16 protein-coding genes and 1 pseudogene are annotated in these 17,592 nt (G+C 68.6%); 15 read left to right on the top strand and 2 right to left on the bottom strand.

Annotated elements, in window-relative coordinates; all coding sequences use genetic code 11:
* The 12 genes from G582_RS0103530 to G582_RS0103585 all read left to right on the top strand — a co-directional run bounded on the left by G582_RS0103530 (window position 1) and on the right by G582_RS0103585 (window position 11,644).
* Window positions 1–1,290 carry an NAD(P)/FAD-dependent oxidoreductase gene (locus G582_RS0103530; RefSeq protein ID WP_028838652.1) on the top strand — a complete coding sequence of 430 codons (1,290 nt, stop codon included), beginning with the start codon at window positions 1–3 and terminating at the stop codon, window positions 1,288–1,290.
* A gap of 26 nt (window positions 1,291–1,316) precedes the next feature.
* Window positions 1,317–1,532: a YgaP family membrane protein gene (locus tag G582_RS0103535; protein ID WP_028838653.1), complete on the top strand. Its 216-nt coding sequence runs from the start codon at window positions 1,317–1,319 to the stop codon at window positions 1,530–1,532.
* 22 nt (window positions 1,533–1,554) lie between these two features.
* Complete coding sequence (locus tag G582_RS0103540; protein WP_028838654.1) at window positions 1,555–2,649, top strand: efflux RND transporter periplasmic adaptor subunit; 1,095 nt, start codon at window positions 1,555–1,557, stop codon at window positions 2,647–2,649.
* Entirely contained in the window at window positions 2,642–5,893 is a 3,252-nt protein-coding gene (locus G582_RS0103545) for an efflux RND transporter permease subunit (RefSeq protein ID WP_028838655.1), read from the top strand. The genes G582_RS0103540 and G582_RS0103545 overlap by 8 nt, the downstream gene beginning before the upstream one ends.
* 21 nt (window positions 5,894–5,914) lie before the next feature.
* The gene (locus tag G582_RS0103550; RefSeq protein WP_028838656.1) at window positions 5,915–6,391 is read left to right on the top strand and encodes an OsmC family protein; all 477 of its coding nucleotides are present in this window, start codon (window positions 5,915–5,917) and stop codon (window positions 6,389–6,391) included.
* A complete protein-coding gene (trxC, locus tag G582_RS0103555; RefSeq protein WP_028838657.1) occupies window positions 6,388–6,825 on the top strand; it encodes a thioredoxin TrxC in 438 nt (145 codons plus the stop codon). Before G582_RS0103550 ends, trxC begins: the two co-directional genes overlap by 4 nt.
* Window positions 6,826–6,841: 16 nt before the next feature.
* Window positions 6,842–7,201 carry a carboxymuconolactone decarboxylase family protein gene (locus G582_RS0103560; RefSeq protein ID WP_028838658.1) on the top strand — a complete coding sequence of 120 codons (360 nt, stop codon included), beginning with the start codon at window positions 6,842–6,844 and terminating at the stop codon, window positions 7,199–7,201.
* Window positions 7,198–7,716 carry a protein tyrosine phosphatase family protein gene (locus tag G582_RS15335; protein ID WP_051246610.1) on the top strand — a complete coding sequence of 173 codons (519 nt, stop codon included), beginning with the start codon at window positions 7,198–7,200 and terminating at the stop codon, window positions 7,714–7,716. Before G582_RS0103560 ends, G582_RS15335 begins: the two co-directional genes overlap by 4 nt.
* A gap of 5 nt (window positions 7,717–7,721) precedes the next feature.
* Complete coding sequence (locus G582_RS0103570; protein ID WP_028838659.1) at window positions 7,722–8,852, top strand: NAD(P)/FAD-dependent oxidoreductase; 1,131 nt, start codon at window positions 7,722–7,724, stop codon at window positions 8,850–8,852.
* A gap of 30 nt (window positions 8,853–8,882) precedes the next feature.
* A complete protein-coding gene (locus tag G582_RS0103575; protein ID WP_028838660.1) occupies window positions 8,883–9,821 on the top strand; it encodes a nucleoside hydrolase in 939 nt (312 codons plus the stop codon).
* Window positions 9,822–9,921: 100 nt separating this feature from the next.
* Window positions 9,922–10,164 carry a type B 50S ribosomal protein L31 gene (locus tag G582_RS0103580; protein ID WP_028838661.1) on the top strand — a complete coding sequence of 81 codons (243 nt, stop codon included), beginning with the start codon at window positions 9,922–9,924 and terminating at the stop codon, window positions 10,162–10,164.
* A gap of 190 nt (window positions 10,165–10,354) precedes the next feature.
* Entirely contained in the window at window positions 10,355–11,644 is a 1,290-nt protein-coding gene (locus tag G582_RS0103585) for a citrate synthase (RefSeq protein ID WP_028838662.1), read from the top strand.
* Window positions 11,645–11,752: 108 nt separating this feature from the next.
* Here the strand turns inward: G582_RS0103585 and G582_RS0103590 are convergent, their stop codons facing one another.
* Together G582_RS0103590 and G582_RS0103595 are read right to left on the bottom strand one after the other, a co-directional pair.
* Window positions 11,753–12,415, bottom strand: coding sequence for a hypothetical protein (locus tag G582_RS0103590; protein WP_038052721.1), 663 nt, complete (start codon window positions 12,413–12,415; stop codon window positions 11,753–11,755).
* 74 nt (window positions 12,416–12,489) lie between these two features.
* On the bottom strand, window positions 12,490–14,991 hold the full coding sequence (locus G582_RS0103595; RefSeq protein WP_028838664.1) for a penicillin-binding protein 1A: 2,502 nt from the start codon (window positions 14,989–14,991) through the stop codon (window positions 12,490–12,492).
* A gap of 240 nt (window positions 14,992–15,231) precedes the next feature.
* Between G582_RS0103595 and G582_RS0103600 the strand changes: the two genes are divergently transcribed.
* From G582_RS0103600 to G582_RS0103610, 3 genes and pseudogenes are all read left to right on the top strand, one after another.
* Window positions 15,232–16,290, top strand: a complete 1,059-nt coding sequence (locus G582_RS0103600) for a pilus assembly protein PilM (RefSeq protein ID WP_028838665.1) — start codon at window positions 15,232–15,234, stop codon at window positions 16,288–16,290.
* Window positions 16,290–16,913 (top strand): annotated as a pseudogene (locus tag G582_RS15340) (PilN domain-containing protein); the annotation flags it as partial. The gene G582_RS0103600 and the pseudogene G582_RS15340, both read left to right, overlap by 1 nt.
* Window positions 16,913–17,590, top strand: a complete 678-nt coding sequence (locus tag G582_RS0103610; RefSeq protein ID WP_028838666.1) for a type IV pilus inner membrane component PilO — start codon at window positions 16,913–16,915, stop codon at window positions 17,588–17,590. The pseudogene G582_RS15340 and the gene G582_RS0103610, both read left to right, overlap by 1 nt.
* The last annotated feature ends 2 nt before the right edge of the window (window positions 17,591–17,592 follow it).

The raw sequence follows: 17,592 nt of genomic DNA on the forward strand, positions 1-17,592 counted from the left end.
ATGGCCAGGATTGTGGTGATGGGCGCCGGGCTTGGTGGCATGAGCGCGGCCTACGAACTTCGCGAAACGCTGGGCAAGGGGCACGAGATCGTGCTGGTGGGCAACGGCGACAGCTTCGGCTTCACGCCGTCCAACCCCTGGCTGGCGGTGGGCTGGCGCAAGCGCGACGAGATCAGCCTGGACGTGGCCGAACACGTCGGCCGCCACGGCATCCGCTTCGACGGCAGTGGCGTGGCGCAGATCGATGCCGCCGGCGATGCCGTGATCACCGGCAAGGGCGAGCGCATCGGCTACGACTACCTGCTGGTCTGCACCGGCCCGAAGCTGGCCTTCGAGGAAGTGCCCGGCACCGGCCCGGACGCCGGTTTCACCCAGTCGGTCTGCACCACCCCGCACGCCGCGCATGCGTGGGAGGCCTACCAGGCATTCCTGCAGAATCCCGGCCCGGTCGTGATCGGCGCGGTGCAGGGCGCCAGCTGCTTCGGCCCGGCCTACGAGTTCGCGATGATCGTCGATGCCGACCTGCGCAAGCGCAAGCTGCGCGACAGGGTGCCGATGACCTTCGTCAGCAGCGAGCCCTATATCGGCCACATGGGCCTTGGCGGCGTCGGCGATTCCAAGGGGCTGATGGAATCGGAGATGCGCCAGCGCCACATCAAGTGGGTCGTCAACAGCAAGGTGACCGAGGTGCGCGACGGCGAGATGACCGTGGTGCCGCACGACGAGAAAGGCCAGCCGCTGGAGCCGCAGCAGCTGCCGTTCGCCTTCGCCATGCTGCTGCCGGCGTTCAAGGGCGTCGAGGCGGTGGCCGCGGTCGAGGGCCTGTGCAACCCGCGCGGCTTCGTGATCGTGGACCGGCACCAGCGCAGCCCGAAGTACCCGAAGATCTTCTCGGCCGGCGTGTGCGTGGCGATTCCACCGGTGGAAGCGACCCCGATTCCCACCGGTGCGCCCAAGACCGGCTTCATGATCGAGTCCATGGTCACCACCATCGTCAAGAACATCCAGGCCGAACTGAAGGGCGAGGCGGCGGATTTCGAAGGCACCTGGAACGCGGTCTGCCTGGCCGACATGGGCGATACCGGCGCGGCCTTCGTGGCGCTGCCGCAGATCCCGCCCCGCAACGTCACCTGGACCAAGATCGGCAAGTGGGTGCACCTGGCCAAGATCGGCTTCGAGAAGTACTTCCTCTACAAGATGCGCCACGGCACCAGCGAGCCGATCTACGAGAAATACATCCTCGGCCTGCTCGGCATCGAGCGGTTGAAGGACGTCAAGCGTTCCAACTGAATCCAGACCCCCCAAGGAGAAATGACATGACCCTCGATCGAGCCGTACAGGCATTCGCCGGCGTGATGGTGCTGGTCAGCGTGCTGCTGACCCAGTTCGTCCACCCCAACTTCTTCTGGCTGACCGTGTTCATCGGCGCCAACCTGTTCCAGTCTGCGTTCACCGGTTTCTGCCCCGCAGCGATGGTGATGAAGAAGCTCGGCATCGGCCGCGGTGATGCCGCGTCCTGCAATCGTTGCTGATGCCGGTGCCGGAGAAGAGAAAATGATGCGCAAGCTGCGGCCCCTGTTGTTGCCCACCCTGCTGGCCCTGGCGGCCTGCGGCGGCGATGCTCCCGTCGCCACGCCGGTCCTGCCCAGGGACCTGGTCACGTTCACCGTGGCCGAAGGTGGCGCCCTGCCCGGGCAGGGCTGGGACGGCGTGGTCGAGGCGGTGCGCCGCGCCGACCTGGCCGCGCAGACGTCGGGCCGGGTGTCGGCCGTCGCGGTGGACGTGAATGACCGCGTCCGCGCCGGCCAAGTGCTGCTGCGCATCACCGCGGTGGAGCAGGACGCCGCCGCCAACGCGGCGCGCGCCCAGCTGCGCGCCGCGCAAGCCTCCGCCGCCGAAGCCGAGCAGAACTACCGGCGCTTTGCCGCGCTGGCCGAGGCGCAGTACGTGTCGAAGGCGCAGATCGACCAGGCGCGGGCGGCGCGCGATTCCGCCGCCGCCGCGCGCAACGCCGCCGCGGCGATGCTGGCGCAGGCCGCGCAGCAGTCGCAGTACACGGTGGTGCGTGCGCCGTTCGATGGGGTGGTGGCGCGGCGTGACGTCGAGCCCGGCGAGACCGTCGCCCCCGGCATGCCGCTGCTGGCGGTGTACGCGCCGGACGTGTTGCGCGTGGAAGTCGCCATCCCCCAGACCCGCGCCGAGGCGATCCGCAGGGATCCGCGCGCGCAGGTGCTGCTGGGCGATGGCCGCAGGTTCGCGCCTTCGGAGGTGGTCGTATTCCCGGCGGCCGATCCGGCCAGCCACAGCGTCAACGTGCGCGTGAACCTGCCGGCGCTGGAGCCACAGCCGGCGCCGGGCACCACCGCCAAGGTGGTGTTCAGCGCCGATGCGCAGGGCCGGGCCGGCACGCCGGCGGCAGGCGTGCGCATTCCCGCCGCCAGCATTGCCCAGCGCGGCGAGCTGTCTGGCGTGTACGTGGTGCAGGACGGCCGCCTGCTGCTGCGCCAGCTGCGGCTGGGCGCGCGCAGCGGCGATGCGGTGGAGGTGATTGCCGGGTTGAAGGCCGGCGAGGTGGTGGCCAGCGATCCGGTGGCCGCCACCCGGGCGATTGCCGCGCAGCGCAAGGCGGCGGAGGCGAGCCGTGACTGACGGTCAGCGTTTCGGCATTTCCGGGCGGCTGGCGGCGACGTTCCAGCGCAATCCGCTGACCCCCATCCTGGCGATCATGGGCCTGCTGCTGGGCATGCTGGCGGTGGCGATCACGCCGCGCGAGGAAGAGCCGCAGATCGACGTGACCATGGCCAACGTCATCGTCCCGTTCGATGGCGCAGGCGCGCGCGACGTCGAGCAATGGGTGGCCACGCCGCTGGAGCAGAAACTTTCGGAGATCGAGGGCGTCAAGCACGTGTATTCGATCAGCCGCCCCGGCATGGCGGTGCTGACGGTCGAATTCGAAGTCGGCGTGCAGCGCCAGCCGGCGCTGGTGCGCCTGTACAACCAGGTGTTCTCGAACGCCGATTTTCTGCCGCAGCGCGCCGGCGTCGGCCAGCCCATCGTCAAGCCCAAGGGCATTGACGACGTGCCGGTGATGGCGCTGACCCTGTGGAGCGACGATCCGCACATGGACGCCACCGCGCTGGGCGAAGTGGCGCATACGCTGGAAGCCGAACTCAAGCGCGTGCCCGGCACCCGCGACGTTTACACCATCGGCGCGCCCGACCGCAGCGTGCTGGTGACGCTGGATGCGCCCAAGCTGGCCGCCTACGGCATGAGCGGCAACGATCTGGCGCAGGCGCTGCAGGCGGCCAATATGGTGCACCAGGCCGGCGAGCGCGTGGACGCGGCGCAGGGCGCGGTGCCGGTGACGGCGGGCAGCTATCTGGCCAGCGCCGAGGACGTGGCCGGGCTGGTGGTCGGCAGTAATGGCGGCAAGCCGCTGCTGCTATCCGACGTGGCCACCATCGAGGCGCGCGGCGATCTTGCCCGCCAGTACGTCTGGCACGGCGCACCCACGGGCCGGGCCGGGCCGAAGGCCGGCAGCGCGCCGGCAGTGACGATTGCCATTGCGAAAAAACCCGGCAGCAATGCCAGCGATATCACCACCGCGATTGCCCAGCGCATCGAACAACTCAAGGGCGAACTGATCCCGCAGGGCGTGCAGGTCAGCGTGACCCGCGACTACGGCGCCAGCGCCAGCGACAAGGCGCAGAAGCTGATCCAGAAACTGGTGTTCGCCACCGGCAGCGTGGTGCTGCTGGTGCTGTTCGCGCTCGGCTGGCGCGAGGCCATCGTGGTCGGCGCGGCGGTGGTGCTGACGCTGGCGGTGACCCTGTTCGCCTCCAAGGTGATGGGCTTCACCCTCAACCGCGTCTCGCTGTTCGCGCTGATCTTCTCGATCGGCATCCTGGTCGATGACGCCATCGTGGTGGTGGAGAACATCCACCGGCACATGGCGCGCGGCGGCAAGAGCCTGGCAGAGGCGATCCCGCCGGCGGTGGACGAAGTGGGCGGGCCGACCATCCTGGCCACCTTCACCGTGATCGCCGCGCTGATGCCGATGGCCTTCGTCTCCGGGCTGATGGGCCCGTACATGCGGCCGATCCCGATCAACGCCTCGGTGGGCATGCTGCTGTCGCTGGCGATTGCGCTGATCGTCACGCCGTGGCTGTCGCTGAAGCTGCTGTCCCGCCACGGACATGCGGCCGAAGGCGACCACGCGCACGAAGGCGCTCCCGACAAGAGCGCGCAGGCCAGTTGGCTGCACCGGTTGTTCGAAAAAGTGATGAGCCCGTTCCTGCGCGGCGACGGCGCGGCGCGCAAGCGCGGCCTGCTGTTCGCCGGCATGGTGGGCTTGGTGCTGCTGTCCGCGTCGCTGGCGGTGTTCAAGCTGGTGGTGTTGAAGATGCTGCCGCTGGACAACAAGTCCGAGGTGCAGGTGGTGGTGGACATGCCGGAGGGCAGCACGCTGGAGCAGACCAATGCGCTGCTGGCCGAGCTTGCGGCCAGGCTCGATACGGTGCCGGAAGTGCTGGACTACCAGGCCTACGCCGGCACCGCCGCGCCGATCAATTTCAACGGCCTGGTGCGGCAGTATTTCCTGCGCAGCGGCAGCAATGTCGGCGACCTGCAGGTCAACCTGCTGGACAAGCACGCGCGCGATCGCCAGAGCCACGAGATCGCGCTGGCGATGCGGCCGATGCTGGCGAAGGCCGGGGCGAAATACGGCGCCTCGGTGAAGGTGGTGGAGGTGCCGCCGGGCCCGCCGGTGCTCTCGCCGCTGGTGGCCGAAGTGTATGGCCCGGATTACGCCGGCCAGCGCAAGGTGGCGCTGGCACTGGCGCAGGAACGCTTCGCCACGACCCAAGGCATCGTCGATATCGACACCACCGTGGAAGCCGCCGCGCCGCGCGAGCAGGTCGTGGTCGACCGTGCGCGCGCCGCCCGCCTCGGCGTGCCGCAGTCGGCCATCGCCGACGCCATCGCCATGGGCGTGTCCGGGCTGGACGCCACCTACGTGCACGACGGCGCCTCGAAGTATCCGCGCCCGGTGCGTCTGCGCCTGCCGGCGCAGGACCAGGCCGCGCTGGGCTCGCTGCTGGCTCTGAAGGTGCGCGGTGCGCAGGGCCAGCTGGTGCCGCTGTCCGAGCTGGTGCGAGTGGAGAAGGCGACGTGGGACGGCGCCATCCACCACAAGGACGGGCTGCCGGTGGTCTACGTGACCGCGGACGAGGCCGGCGCGCTGGACAGCCCGCTGTACGGCATGTTCGGCATCGTCGGCCAGCTGGATGACCACAAGGTGGCGGGGCAGCAGCTTGCGCAGACCTTCATCACCCAGCCGGCGGACACCAGCGGCTATGCGGTGAAGTGGGACGGCGAGTGGCAGATCACCTACGAAACCTTCCGCGACATGGGCATCGCCTACGCCGCCGGCATGGTGCTGATCTACCTGCTGGTGGTGGCGCAGTTCCGCAGCTATCTGGTGCCCTTGGTCATCATGGCCCCGATTCCGCTGACCGTGATCGGGGTGATGCCCGGCCATGCGCTGCTGGGCAAGCAGTTCACCGCCACCAGCATGATCGGCATGATCGCGCTGGCCGGGATCATCGTCCGCAATTCCATTCTGCTGGTGGACTTCATCAACCAGGAGACCGAACGCGGCGTGCCGCTGGTGGACGCGGTGATCGACGCCTGCGCGGTGCGCGCCAAGCCGATCGTGCTCACCGGCGTGGCGGCGATGCTGGGCGCGTTCTTCATCCTGGACGACCCGATCTTCAACGGCCTGGCGATCTCGCTGATCTTCGGCATCCTGGTCAGCACCGTCCTCACGCTGGTGGTGATTCCGTTGCTGTATTACGTGCTGAAAAGTAGGGCGGCGGGTGCCGGCCATGCCTGAGCAACCGAATGGAGGAACCCGATGAGCGAAGACGACGGCATCCGGCTGCTGCTGGAACAGGAAGGACCCTACGCGTTCCGGATCAGTTTCGAGGGCGCCGGGCTGGATGCACTGCACACCGATGAAAGCGCGCCGCTGGGCGCGGGCGCGGGTCCGAATCCCTCGCACCTGCTGCTGGCGGGCGTGGCCAACTGCCTGTCGGCCAGCCTGCTGTTCGCGCTGCGCAAGTTCAGGAACGCGCCCGGCCCGATCCGCACCGAAATCGTGGCGCACAAGGCGCGCAACGAAAACGGGCGGTGGCGCATCCCGCGCGCAGAGGTTGCGATCCGGCTGTCGGATGCCGCGGCCGGACTGGAGCATTTCGAGCGCGTGCTGGCGCAGTTCGAGGAGTTCTGCATCGTCACCCAGAGCGTGCGCGAAGGCATGCAGGTGGACGTGCGCATCATCGATGCCGATGGCGCCGAATATGTGCCCGGGGGCGCGGGGGAGGCCGCATGAGCGTGCCCTCCACCATCGTCGCCTGCCCGTCCTGCAACGGCCTGAACCGCGTGCCCGATGCGCGGCTGGCGGAAGCGCCGAAATGCGGGAAGTGCGGCGCTGCGCTGTTTGCGGCGCACCCGCTGGCGCTGGGGCTGGACAACTTCCAGGCGCATGTCGAGCGCGCGAGCCTGCCGATACTGGTGGACTTCTGGGCGCCGTGGTGCGGTCCGTGCCGGATGATGGCGCCGCAGTTCGAGGCGGCCGCCGCCCAGCTGGAGCCCCAGTTGCGCCTGGGCAAGATCGATACCCAGTCCGAAACCGTGCTGGGCCAGCGCTTCGGCATCCGCAGCATTCCCACCCTGGTGCTGTTCCGCGAGGGGCGGGAGCTTGCGCGCCAGGCCGGTGCGATGGGCACGGCTGATATCGTGCGCTGGACGCGCCAGTACCTTTGATTGCAGGAGTGTTTCCGTGAGCCAGTCCTATCCCGAGCTGATCGACGACCTCAATGCCGCCATCGGCAAGCTGCGCGAGGGTGCGCCGGATCCGATGCGCGGCTTCTCCGCCTTGGCCCGTGAAGCGCTCAAGCCCGGCGCGCTGGACGTGAAGACCAAGGAGCTGATCGCGATCGGGATTGCCATCGCCACCCGCTGCGACGGCTGCATCGGCTTCCACGCCAAGGCCGCGATCAAGGCCGGCGCGAGCCGCGAGGAAATCCTCGAGACCCTGTCGATGGCGATCTACATGGGCGCCGGCCCGTCGATGATCTACGCGGCGGAAGCGCTGCGCGCCTTCGACGAGCTGTCGCCTTCTCAGGAGACACAGGCATGAGCGCGCAGCGGCGAACCGTGTTGCCAGCGCTGCTGCTGGCGCTCGCGCTGGCAACCGGCTGCGCGCATGCGCCGCCGGCGGCGACCTCGGTGGCGCTGCTGCAGCCGCTGCGGGGGCTGTACACCGCGGGCCAGCCGGCGGCCAGCGACTGGCAGGCGATCAAGGCGCGTGGCGTGCGCACCGTGGTCAACCTACGCCCGCCGGGCGAGCTGAAGGATCGCGACGAGGCCGCCGAAGTCCGCGCAGCCGGCCTGCACTACATCGAAATCCCGGTCAGCGGCGCCGAAGGCATCAATCCGGCCAATGCGCGCGCGCTGCATGCGGCGCTTGCGCCGGCGCACGGCGGCGGGGTGCTGGTGCACTGCGCCAGCGGCAACCGCGCCGGCGCGCTGCTGGCGCTGGAACAGCACGAATTCGACGGCGTGGCTGCTGCGCGTGCGCTGGAGATCGGCAAGTCGGCCGGCGTCACCGGGCTGGAAGGCAAGGTCCGGCAGGCGCTGGGGATCGTGGAGTAGGCGACATGGGCGAACGCATCACCGTCGTCGGCGCGGGTTTTGCCGGCCTGACCGCACTGCGCACCCTGCGCAAGCACGCGCCCGACGCGTCGCTGACCCTGGTTGCGCCGCGTGCCGAGTTGCATTACCTGCCGGGCACGATCTGGATTCCCTCGGGCCTGCGCAGCCGCGCCGACCTGGTGGTGCCGCTGGACGACTTCCTGCGCCGCGAGCGCATCAGCTTCCATCGTGCGCGCGCCACCGGGCTGTCGGCGGACGGGCGCGTGCTGCACACCGACGCCGGCGACGTCGCCAACGACGGCCTCATCATCGCAACCGGCGCGCGCTTCCTGCGCAAGCTTCCCGGCATCGAGCACGCGATCATTCCCTGCGAGGGCGTGGATGCCGGCGAGGCGATCCGCGACCGCCTCATCGCCCTAGACGGCGGCACCCTCTGTTTCGGTTTCGGCAGCAACCCGAACGAACCCATCGCCATGCGCGGCGGCCCGATGTTCGAGTTCACGTTCGGTATCGACACCCTGCTGCGTCGGCAGCGACGGCGCGATCGCTTCAGGCTGGTCTTCTTCAGCCCGTCGGAAAAGCCGGGCCAGCGGATGGGCGACAAGGCGGTCGGCCTGATCCTCGGCGAGATGCGCAAGCGCGGCATCGACACCGTGCTGGGCGAGAAGCCGCAGCGTTTCGAGGCCGATGCGGTGCAGCTGGAACGCACCCGCATCGCCAGCGCCATGACCCTGTTCATGCCCGGCCTGACCGGGCAGGCGTGGCTGGACGAAACGCCGCTGCCGCGTTCGCCCGGTGGCTTCGTGCAGGGCGACGCGCAGTGCCGCGTGCCCGGGTTCGAGCACATCTTCGTCGCCGGCGACGGCGGCAGTTTCCCCGGCCCGGACTGGCTGCCCAAGCAGGCGCATCAGGCCGACCTGCAGGCGGAGGTGGCCGCGCGCAACCTGCTGCGCACCCTGCGCGGCGAGCCGGCGGAGGAGGCGTTCACCGCCGAGTTGGTGTGCATCGTCGATACGCTGGATCGCGGTTTGCTGGTGACCCGCAAGACCGGCGGCTCACGTGCGCTGCCACCGCTGCGGGCGATGCACTGGGCCAAGTCCGCGTTCGAGAAACGCTACCTGCGCCGCTATCGCTGAGCACCCGCAGCTTGCGGTCATAATGCGGCGATGAGCCATGACCGCATTCCCCTGTTGATTGATACCGACCCCGGCGTGGACGACGCGCTGGCCCTGCTGATGGCCTTCGACGACCCTCGCCATGAGGTGGTCGGCCTGACCATCGCCGCCGGCAACGTCGGCCTGCGCCATACCGTCGCCAACGCGCTGAAGCTGTGCGAGGTCTGTGGGGTGGGCGTGCCGGTATTCGCCGGTGCCGATGCGCCGCTGGTGTTCCCGGCCCGCGACGCCGCCTACGTGCACGGCCGCGACGGCTTCGGCGACACCGGCTACGCGCCGGCCGCCCGCGCCGCCGAAACCGAGCACGCCGCGCTGGCCATCCTGCGGCTGTCGCACGAACACGCCGGCAGGCTGCTGCTGGTGGCGTTGGGGCCGCTGACCAACCTCGCGCTGGCGCTGAAACTGGATCCGACCCTGCCGCAGCGGATCAAGCGATGCGTGGTGATGGGCGCGGCGGTCAGCGCCCACGGCAATATCAGCGCGGCTGCCGAATTCAACATCGCCTTCGACCCGGAGGCGGCGCATATCGTGTTCTCGGCCTTCCCGATGGTCGAGCTGGCCGACTGGGAAGCCGTGCTGGCACACGGGTTCCGCCATGACGACGCCGAGCGCTGGCTGGCCGCGGCGTCCCCGCGGGCGCGCTTCTACGCCGGGATTTCCGAGCATACCCGCGCCTGGGCCAAGGCCGGGCGCGGCGAGCGCTGGCACGCCGCCGACGCGCTGGCGATGGCGCTGGCGCTGCAGCCGGAGGGCGCGCAGGAGCTGCTGGAGCGCCCGCTGGCGGTGGAAACCGCCGGCCAGCACGCGCGCGGCGCCACCATCGTGGACTGGAACCGGCAGACCGGCGCGGCCGACAACGTGGCCATCCTCATGCGCTACGACCAGGCGCGGTTCGAGGCGACGATCGAGCGCGCGCTGGCTGCTTGCTGAGCCGGGTCGCGGCGCCGGATCCGGGCCGGTTGCACGGGGAGGGCGGGCGTCGCTATAATGCGCGGCTCTTTCTCCCGTTCCACTTCCCAGAGTTTCCATCATGAAAGCCGGCATCCATCCCGAATACCGCGACGTCGTCTTCCAGGACGTGACCTCGGACTTCAAGATCCTGACCCGCTCGACCCTCTCCAGCAAGGAGACGGTGAAGTGGGAAGACGGCAACGAGTACCCGCTGATCAAGGTGGAAGTCTCGTCGTCCTCGCACCCCTTCTACACCGGCCAGAACAAGGTGATGGACACCAGCGGCCGCGTCGACAGGTTCCGAAAGCGCTACCAGAAGTAAGCGCCCGCGACAGCGTGTGCATGAGCGGCCGCCCTTGGGCGGCCGTTTCGTTTTGGTTGATCCGGGTCAGGCGCCTGCGACTTTTGTCCGGGGTGCCGGACTGGCCGCATATGCGATAATTCCGCTTTCCCATGCGCTGGCGCATGGCCCCGAGCGGCCGCGTGCCGGGCACCCCCAATGGAGTTGCGCCGTGTCCGAACTTGACCAGATCACCATGACCGCAGGCGACAAATCGGTCGTCATGCCCGTGCTGAAGCCCACCCTGGGCCAGCCCTGCGTGGACATCGCCAAGCTGCCCAAGGAAACCGGCTGCTTCACCTACGATCCGGGCTTCGGCGCCACCGCCAGCTGCAAGTCGGCCATCACCTACATCGACGGCGACGCCGGCGTGCTGCTGTACCGCGGCTATCCGATCGAGCAGCTGGCCGAGAACTCCACCTTCACCGAGGTGGCCTACCTGCTCATGCACGGCGAGCTGCCGAACGCGCAGCAGCTGGACGGCTTCGAGCACGAAGTCACCCACCACACGATGATGCACGAGGCGTTCCGCACCTTCCTGTACGGCTTCCGCCACGATGCGCATCCGATGGCGATGCTGACCGGCATGCTGGGCTCGCTGGCCAGCTTCTACCACAACGACCTCGACCTCGAGGACCCGGAGCAGCGCCGCCTGGCCGCGATCCGCCTGATCGCCAAGGTGCCGACCATCGCGGCGGCCTGCTACCGCTATTCGATCGGCTGGCCGATCCGCTACCCGCGCAACAACCTCGACTTCACCACCCGCTTCCTGCACATGATGAAGGAAGTGCCGAGCGAGCCGCTGGAGCTGAACCCGGTGGCTGCCAAGGCGATGGATCTGCTGTTCATCCTGCACGCCGACCACGAGCAGAACGCCTCCACCTCGACCGTGCGCCTGGTCGGTTCCACCGGCGCCAACCCGTACGTCAGCGTGGCCGCCGGCGTGGCCGCGCTGTGGGGCCCGGCGCACGGCGGCGCCAACGAGGCGGTGCTGAAGATGCTGGCCGAGATCGGCCGGCCGGAGAACGTGAAGTCGGCGATCGACAAGGCCAAGGACAAGGAATCCGGCTTCCGCCTGATGGGCTTCGGTCATCGCGTCTACAAGAACTACGACCCGCGCGCGGCGCTGGTGCGCAAGATGACCCACGACGTGCTGGGCGCGCTCAACGTCAACGATCCGCTGCTGGAAGTGGCGGTGCGGCTGGAAGAGGCGGCGCTGAAGGACGATTACTTCGTGCAGCGCAAGCTCTACCCGAACGTCGATTTCTACAGCGGCCTCATCTACAAGGCGCTGGGCATCCCGGTGGAAATGTTCACGGTGATGTTCGCCATCGCCCGCACCGCCGGCTGGGTCAGCCACTGGCTGGAGCAGCAGGAAGATCCGGAAAACCGCATCGGCCGCCCGCGCCAGATCTACACCGGCTCGGCCCAGCGCGACTACCTGGCGATGGCCAAGCGCTGAGCCAGCGCCACAGCGTCGCAACGAAAACGCCCCGCAAGGGGCGTTTTCTTTTGTGCGATGCGACCCGCGGCATGGCCGGGCAGCGGGGTTTCGCTGGCCGCGGGCTTGTCAGGGGTGCTGGTGCGCGCGGATTTCCTCCTCGGCCAGCAGCGCGCGCAGCTGCGCCGCCGAAGCGCGCTGCATCGGCCGTTCGTCGATGCCGGACAGTGGGGCCTGGCGCAGGCCGTCCAGCGGCAGCACGGTGGCGTCGAAGGCAAGCTCTTCGGCGCTGAACAGCCAGCCTGGCGCGTCCAGCGCGCGCTCCCGATCCAGCCGCAGGTGGCGGCTGCGCGGTTGTGCGGGGATGCCGTGTTCGTCCAGCCAGCGCGGCACCGCGTCGGGATCGTCGCTGTGCAGGTGCAGGTCGACCGCTGAACGGGCGTCGGCGGTGCCTTCCAGCACCGGCCCGACCAGCCGCGGCCGGAAGCCGGCGAAGAACTCCAGCGCGCGCAGCGCGGCCTCGCGACGGCGGCGCAACTCCAGCGGCTGGCGGTCGCCCAGGAACAGCCGCTGGTATTCGCGCAGTGCGTCCTCGATCTCGCGGTTGCGCGGCAGCGAGGCGTCGTCGAGGATGCCCAGCCGCTGTGCGGCCTTGCGCTTGGCCATGTGGAAATCGCGGATGCCGCCTTCGGCCATCAGCCGGGCGGCTTCATGCGCCAGCCGCTGGCGGCGCTCGCGGGTGCGGGTCTGCGCGTGCAGGTGCGCATGGGCGTGCTGACGGCTGTCCGGCATCGACGGAACCTCATGGCGACCTGCGCCGACTGTACCCGAGCGGGCAGCGGGCTGCGCGTGACGAAGGTTGGCCGTCAGAAGATGTCGAAGGATTCCTCGGTCGGCTGTTCATCGACTTCCGGCTCGACCAGCGATTCCTCTTCCATCCGCTGCAGGTCTTCGGCCTTGACCCATTCGACGATGCCGCCTTCGCCGCCCGGCAGCAGCCTGCCGTTGGCGCTGACGCCGACCTTGACCATGCCGGCGGGCGGTTCGGGCAGCCGCTCGGGCTGGCCCTTCAGCGCCACCTGCATGTAGCTGATCCAGATCGGCAGCGCCGCCTTGCCGCCGTATTCGCGATAGCCCAGCGAGCGGAAGTCGTCGCGGCCCACCCAGACGGTGGTGACGTACGGGCCGCCGAAGCCGGAGAACCAGGCGTCGCGGTGGTCGTTGGTGGAACCGGTCTTGCCGCCCACGTCCTCGCGGTTCAGCACCCGCGCGGCGGTGGCGGTGCCGCGCTTGACCACGTCGCGCATCATCGAGGCCAGCTGCCAGGCCACGCGCGGATCGATCGCACGCGGGGCGACCAGGATGTCCGGATCGACCGGCGGCGGCGTGGCGGCGGGTTGCGCGGCCGGCTTGCCGGCGGTTGCCGCGGACGCGGTTGCGCCAGCCGGACCGAGGTCGAAGCCGTCCACCTGCGTGGTGGCCGGTGCGGCGACTGCCCGGCCGGGAACGGTGGCAACCGCGCAGGATGGGCAGGCGACCGGCGCGGCCTCCTTGAAGACCTCCTTGCCGTCGCGATCGCGCACGCTGTCGATCACCCACGGGGTGACCAGGAAGCCGCCGTTGGCGAACGCGCCGTAGCCGCGGGCCACCGACAGCGGCGTCAGCGAGGCGGTGCCCAACGACATCGACAGGTTGGGCGGCAGGCTGGCTTCATCGAAGCCGAAATGGCTGATGTAGCGGCGTGCGTACTCCACCCCGATGGTGTCCAGCAGGCGCACCGACACCAGGTTGCGCGACTGCACCAGCGCCTCGCGCACGCGCATCGGGCCGGCGAAGTTGCCGCTGTCGTTCTGCGGCCGCCATTCCTTGCCGCGGCGGTCCTTGAACACCACCGGCGCGTCCAGCACGATCGAGGCCGGGTTGAAACCGCGCTCGAAGGCCGCGGCGTAGAGGAAGGGCTTGAAGCTGGAGCCGGGCTGGCGGCGTGCCTGGGTGGCGCGGTTGAACTTGTTGCCGGCGAAGCTGTAACCGCCCACCAGCGCGCGCAGCGCGCCGTTGTCGGCGTCCAGCGACACCAGCGCCACCTGTGCCCGCGGGATCTGGTCGATTTCCCAGCGCGGTGGCGCCTCGGGCTTGTCGGTGGGGGCGGGCAGCCGGCGCACGCGCACCACGTCGCCGCGCCTGGCCAGCGAAGCAGCTGATTTGCCGGTCCAGGCGATGGCACTGCCGCTCAACGCCAGTTCGCTGCCGTCGCGCAGCACCACTGTCAGGCGGCCGCCGGCGGTGTCGACCACCACCGCCGGCAACAGGTCGTTCTGCGTCGGGATCGCGCGCAGCAGCTGGCCGATGGTGGTGGCGTCGGCGCCTTCCGGGATCTGCACGGTTTGCTCTGGCTTGCGCCAGCCGTGGCGGCGGTCGTACACGCGCAGCCCATCCATCACCGCGCGGTCTGCGGCCGCCTGCAACACCGGGTCGATGGTGGTGGTGACGTGGTAACCCTTGTTCAGCACGTCACCGCCGAAGCGTTCCAGCATCTGCTGGCGCACCATCTCCGCCACATAGGGCGCGTACACCTCGATCTCCCGCTCGTGCGGCTTGGCGTGCATGGGCGCGCGGCGCGCGGCCTCGGCCTCGGCGCGGCTGACGAAGCCCAGCTCCGCCATCCGAGGCAGGATGTAGTTGTCGCGGCGGATGCGCGCGCGCTCGGGGTTGCTGAGCGGGTTGCCGCTGGACGGGAACTTGGGGATGCCGGCCAAGGTGGCGGCTTCGTCCAGGCTGAGCTGGTCCAGGCTCTTGCCGTAGTAGAACTCGGCCGCCGCCGCCACGCCGTAGGCGCGGTTGCCGAAGAAACTCTTGTTGAGGTACAGCTCGAAGATCTCGTCCTTGGCAAGCTCCCGCTCCATCTTCATCGCCAGCAGCATTTCGGCGAATTTGCGCCGGAAGCTGTACTCGGAGCTGAGGAAGAACTGCTTGGCCACCTGCTGGGTGATGGTGGAGCCGCCCGCCACCCGTTCCTGGCCGCCGGTCTTGGCCAGCAGCCAGACCGCACGCAGCACGCCCTTCACGTCGATGCCGTGGTGGTCGTAGAAATTGGCATCCTCGGCGGCCAGGAATGCCTGCTTGACCCGCAGCGGGACCTTGCCGATCTCGACCGGATAGCGCCGCATTTCACCGAACAGGCCGATCAGGCGGCCGTCGCGGGCGTACACGTACATCGGCTCCTGCAGTTCGATTGAACGCAGGCTCTGCACGTCCGGCAGGCGGGCGCTGACCGCGTAGACCATGATGCCGAGCGCCACGCCGCCGGCCAGGCAGACGGCGGCCGCGCCGAGCAGGATCCAGCGCAACAGGCGGGGGATGCGGGGCATGGGCGCAGATTCCGATTGCAGCAAACGGGGCTGCGGAGTATAGAGTAGGCGCCGGTAACGACCGGCCCACGGGGGTGGCCGGTTTCCCTTCGCGCATGCGTAAATGGAAACCGGACAGGGCGAAATGGGGCATGTCAGACTTGTGCATCGGTGGAAACCGGTTGCCTTGTCGTGAAAAGTCCGTTATTCATGTAGTACAGCACCTGTTGCGCGTAAGCGCATGTGGCAAGGGGAGATACCGTGGGTCTGGGGACGAAGACGCAACCGCCGTTGATCGGCGTGGACATCAGTTCGACCGCGGTCAAGCTGCTGCAGCTTGCGCGGACCGGCGACCGTTACCGCGTGGAGCACTACGCGGTGGAGCCGCTGCCGCCGAATGCCGTGGTCGAGAAGAACCTGGTCGAGGTCGAGGCCGTGGGCGAAGCGATTCGCCGCGCGGTGGCGCGTTCGGGAACGCGGATCAAGAACGCCGCCGCTGCGGTGTCCGGCTCCTCGGTGATCACCAAGGTGATCCCGATGCCCGCCGCCCTCAACGAGGACGAGCTGGAATCGCAGATCGAGCTGGAAGCGGTCAACTACATCCCGTACCCGGTCGAGGAAGTAAACCTCGACTTCGAGGTGCTGGGACCGATGCCCGGCAACAGCGAGATGGTGCAGGTGCTGCTGGCGGCCTCGCGCTCCGAGAACGTCGAGATCCGCGCCTCGGCGCTCGAGCTCGGCGGCTTGACCGCCAAGGTCATCGACGTCGAGGCCTTCTGCATCGAGAACGCCTTCGCGCTGATGGCGCCGACGCTGAACGTGCCGCGCGACGGCCTGGTGGCGCTGGTCGACGTCGGCGCCACCATGACCACGCTCAACGTCCTGCGCGGTGGCCGCAGCATCTACACCCGCGAGAACGTGTTCGGCGGCAAGCAGCTGACCGACGAGGTCATGCGCCGCTACAGCCTGAGCTATGAGGAAGCCGGCCTGGCCAAGCGCCAGGGCGGGCTGCCGGAAAGCTACGAGATCGAGGTGCTCGATCCGTTCAAGGAAGCCATGGTCCAGCAGGTCAGCCGCCTGCTGCAGTTCTTCTACGCCGGCAGCGAGTTCAATCGTGTCGACCAGGTGGTGCTGGCGGGTGGTTGCGCTTCCATCCCCGGCATCGCCGCGATGGTGGAGGAGCAGCTCGGTATCCCGAGCGTGATGGCCAACCCCCTGGCGCAGATGACGCTGGGCCCGCGCGTGCAGGCGCATGCCCTGGCGCAGGACGCCCCGGCGTTGATGATCGCCTGCGGGCTGGCACTGAGGAGCTTCGACTGATGGCACGGATCAATCTCCTCCCGTGGCGCGAGGAGCGCCGCAAGGCCCGGCAGAAGGAATTCGCCGGCATGGTCGGGCTGGCGGTCGTCGCCGGCCTGCTGTTGTCGTTCCTGATCTACAGCTTCTACAGCGGCCGCGTTTCCACCCAGACCGCCCGCAACGAATACCTGCGCGGCGAGATCGCCAAGGTCGATGGCCAGATCAAGGAGATCGAGGCGCTCGACAAGAAGAAGTCGAAGCTGCTGGCGCGCAAGGAAGTGATCGAGCAGCTGCAGGCCAACCGCGCGCAGATGGTGCACCTGTTCGACTCGCTGGTCCGCACCATCCCCGACGGGGTGGCGCTGACCGCGATCAAGCAGGAGGGCGATATCCTCACCCTGAGCGGTCGCTCGCAGTCCAATGCGCGGGTCTCGACCTACATGCGCAATCTGGAAAGCTCGGGCTGGATGACCAACCCCGATCTGAACGTGATCGAGGCCAAGGAAGGCAATACCGGCCTGCCCTACGAATTCACCCTGAAGGTCAAGCTGGCCAATCCGAACGCGCCCAAGGACGGCGAGGCCGCGACGAAGGCGCCGGTCGCGCCGAAGGCGTCCGCGCCTGCTGCTGGAGGAGCCGCCTCGTGAACAACAAAAAGAAGGTCAACCTTCGCGAACTGGAACTCAACAACATCGGCGGCTGGCCGCGCCAGGCGCAGCTGGGTTTCTGCGGCCTGATCGTGCTGTTGCTGGTCGTGCTGGCCTGGTTCCTGGTGGTCAGTGGCAAGCGTGACGAGCTCAAGGGGCTCGAGGCGCAGGAAACCGAGCTGCGTACCGAGTTCGAGACCAAGCAGGGCCGCGCCGCCAACCTGGAACCGCTCAAGCAGCAGCTGGCGCAGATGGAGCAGCAGTTGCAGCAGATGCTGCGGCAGCTGCCCAGCAAGACCGAAATGCCCGACTTGATCGTGGACATCTCGCAGACCGCGCTGGCCACCGGCATTCAGAACGACCTGTTCCAGCCCGGTCCGGAGGCGAAGCAGGAGTTCTACGCCGAGAAGCCGATCATGCTGCGGATGGTGGGCAGCTACCACCAGTTCGGCGCCTTTGTGAGCGGCGTGGCATCGCTGCCGCGGGTGGTCATCATGACCATGCACGACATCTCGCTGCAGCCGAAGAAGACCAAGGACAACCCGAACGCCCGCATCGGTGCCAACAGTGCGCTGGAACTGGCCGGTACGGTCAAGACCTACCGCTACCTGGACGAGGAAGAGGCGGCGCAATCCGAGGCGGCCGTTGACGCCGCCAAGAAGGAGGGCAAGTGACC

The organism is Thermomonas fusca DSM 15424, from assembly GCF_000423885.1.
In the GTDB taxonomy this organism is placed as follows: Bacteria; Pseudomonadota; Gammaproteobacteria; order Xanthomonadales; family Xanthomonadaceae; genus Thermomonas; species Thermomonas fusca.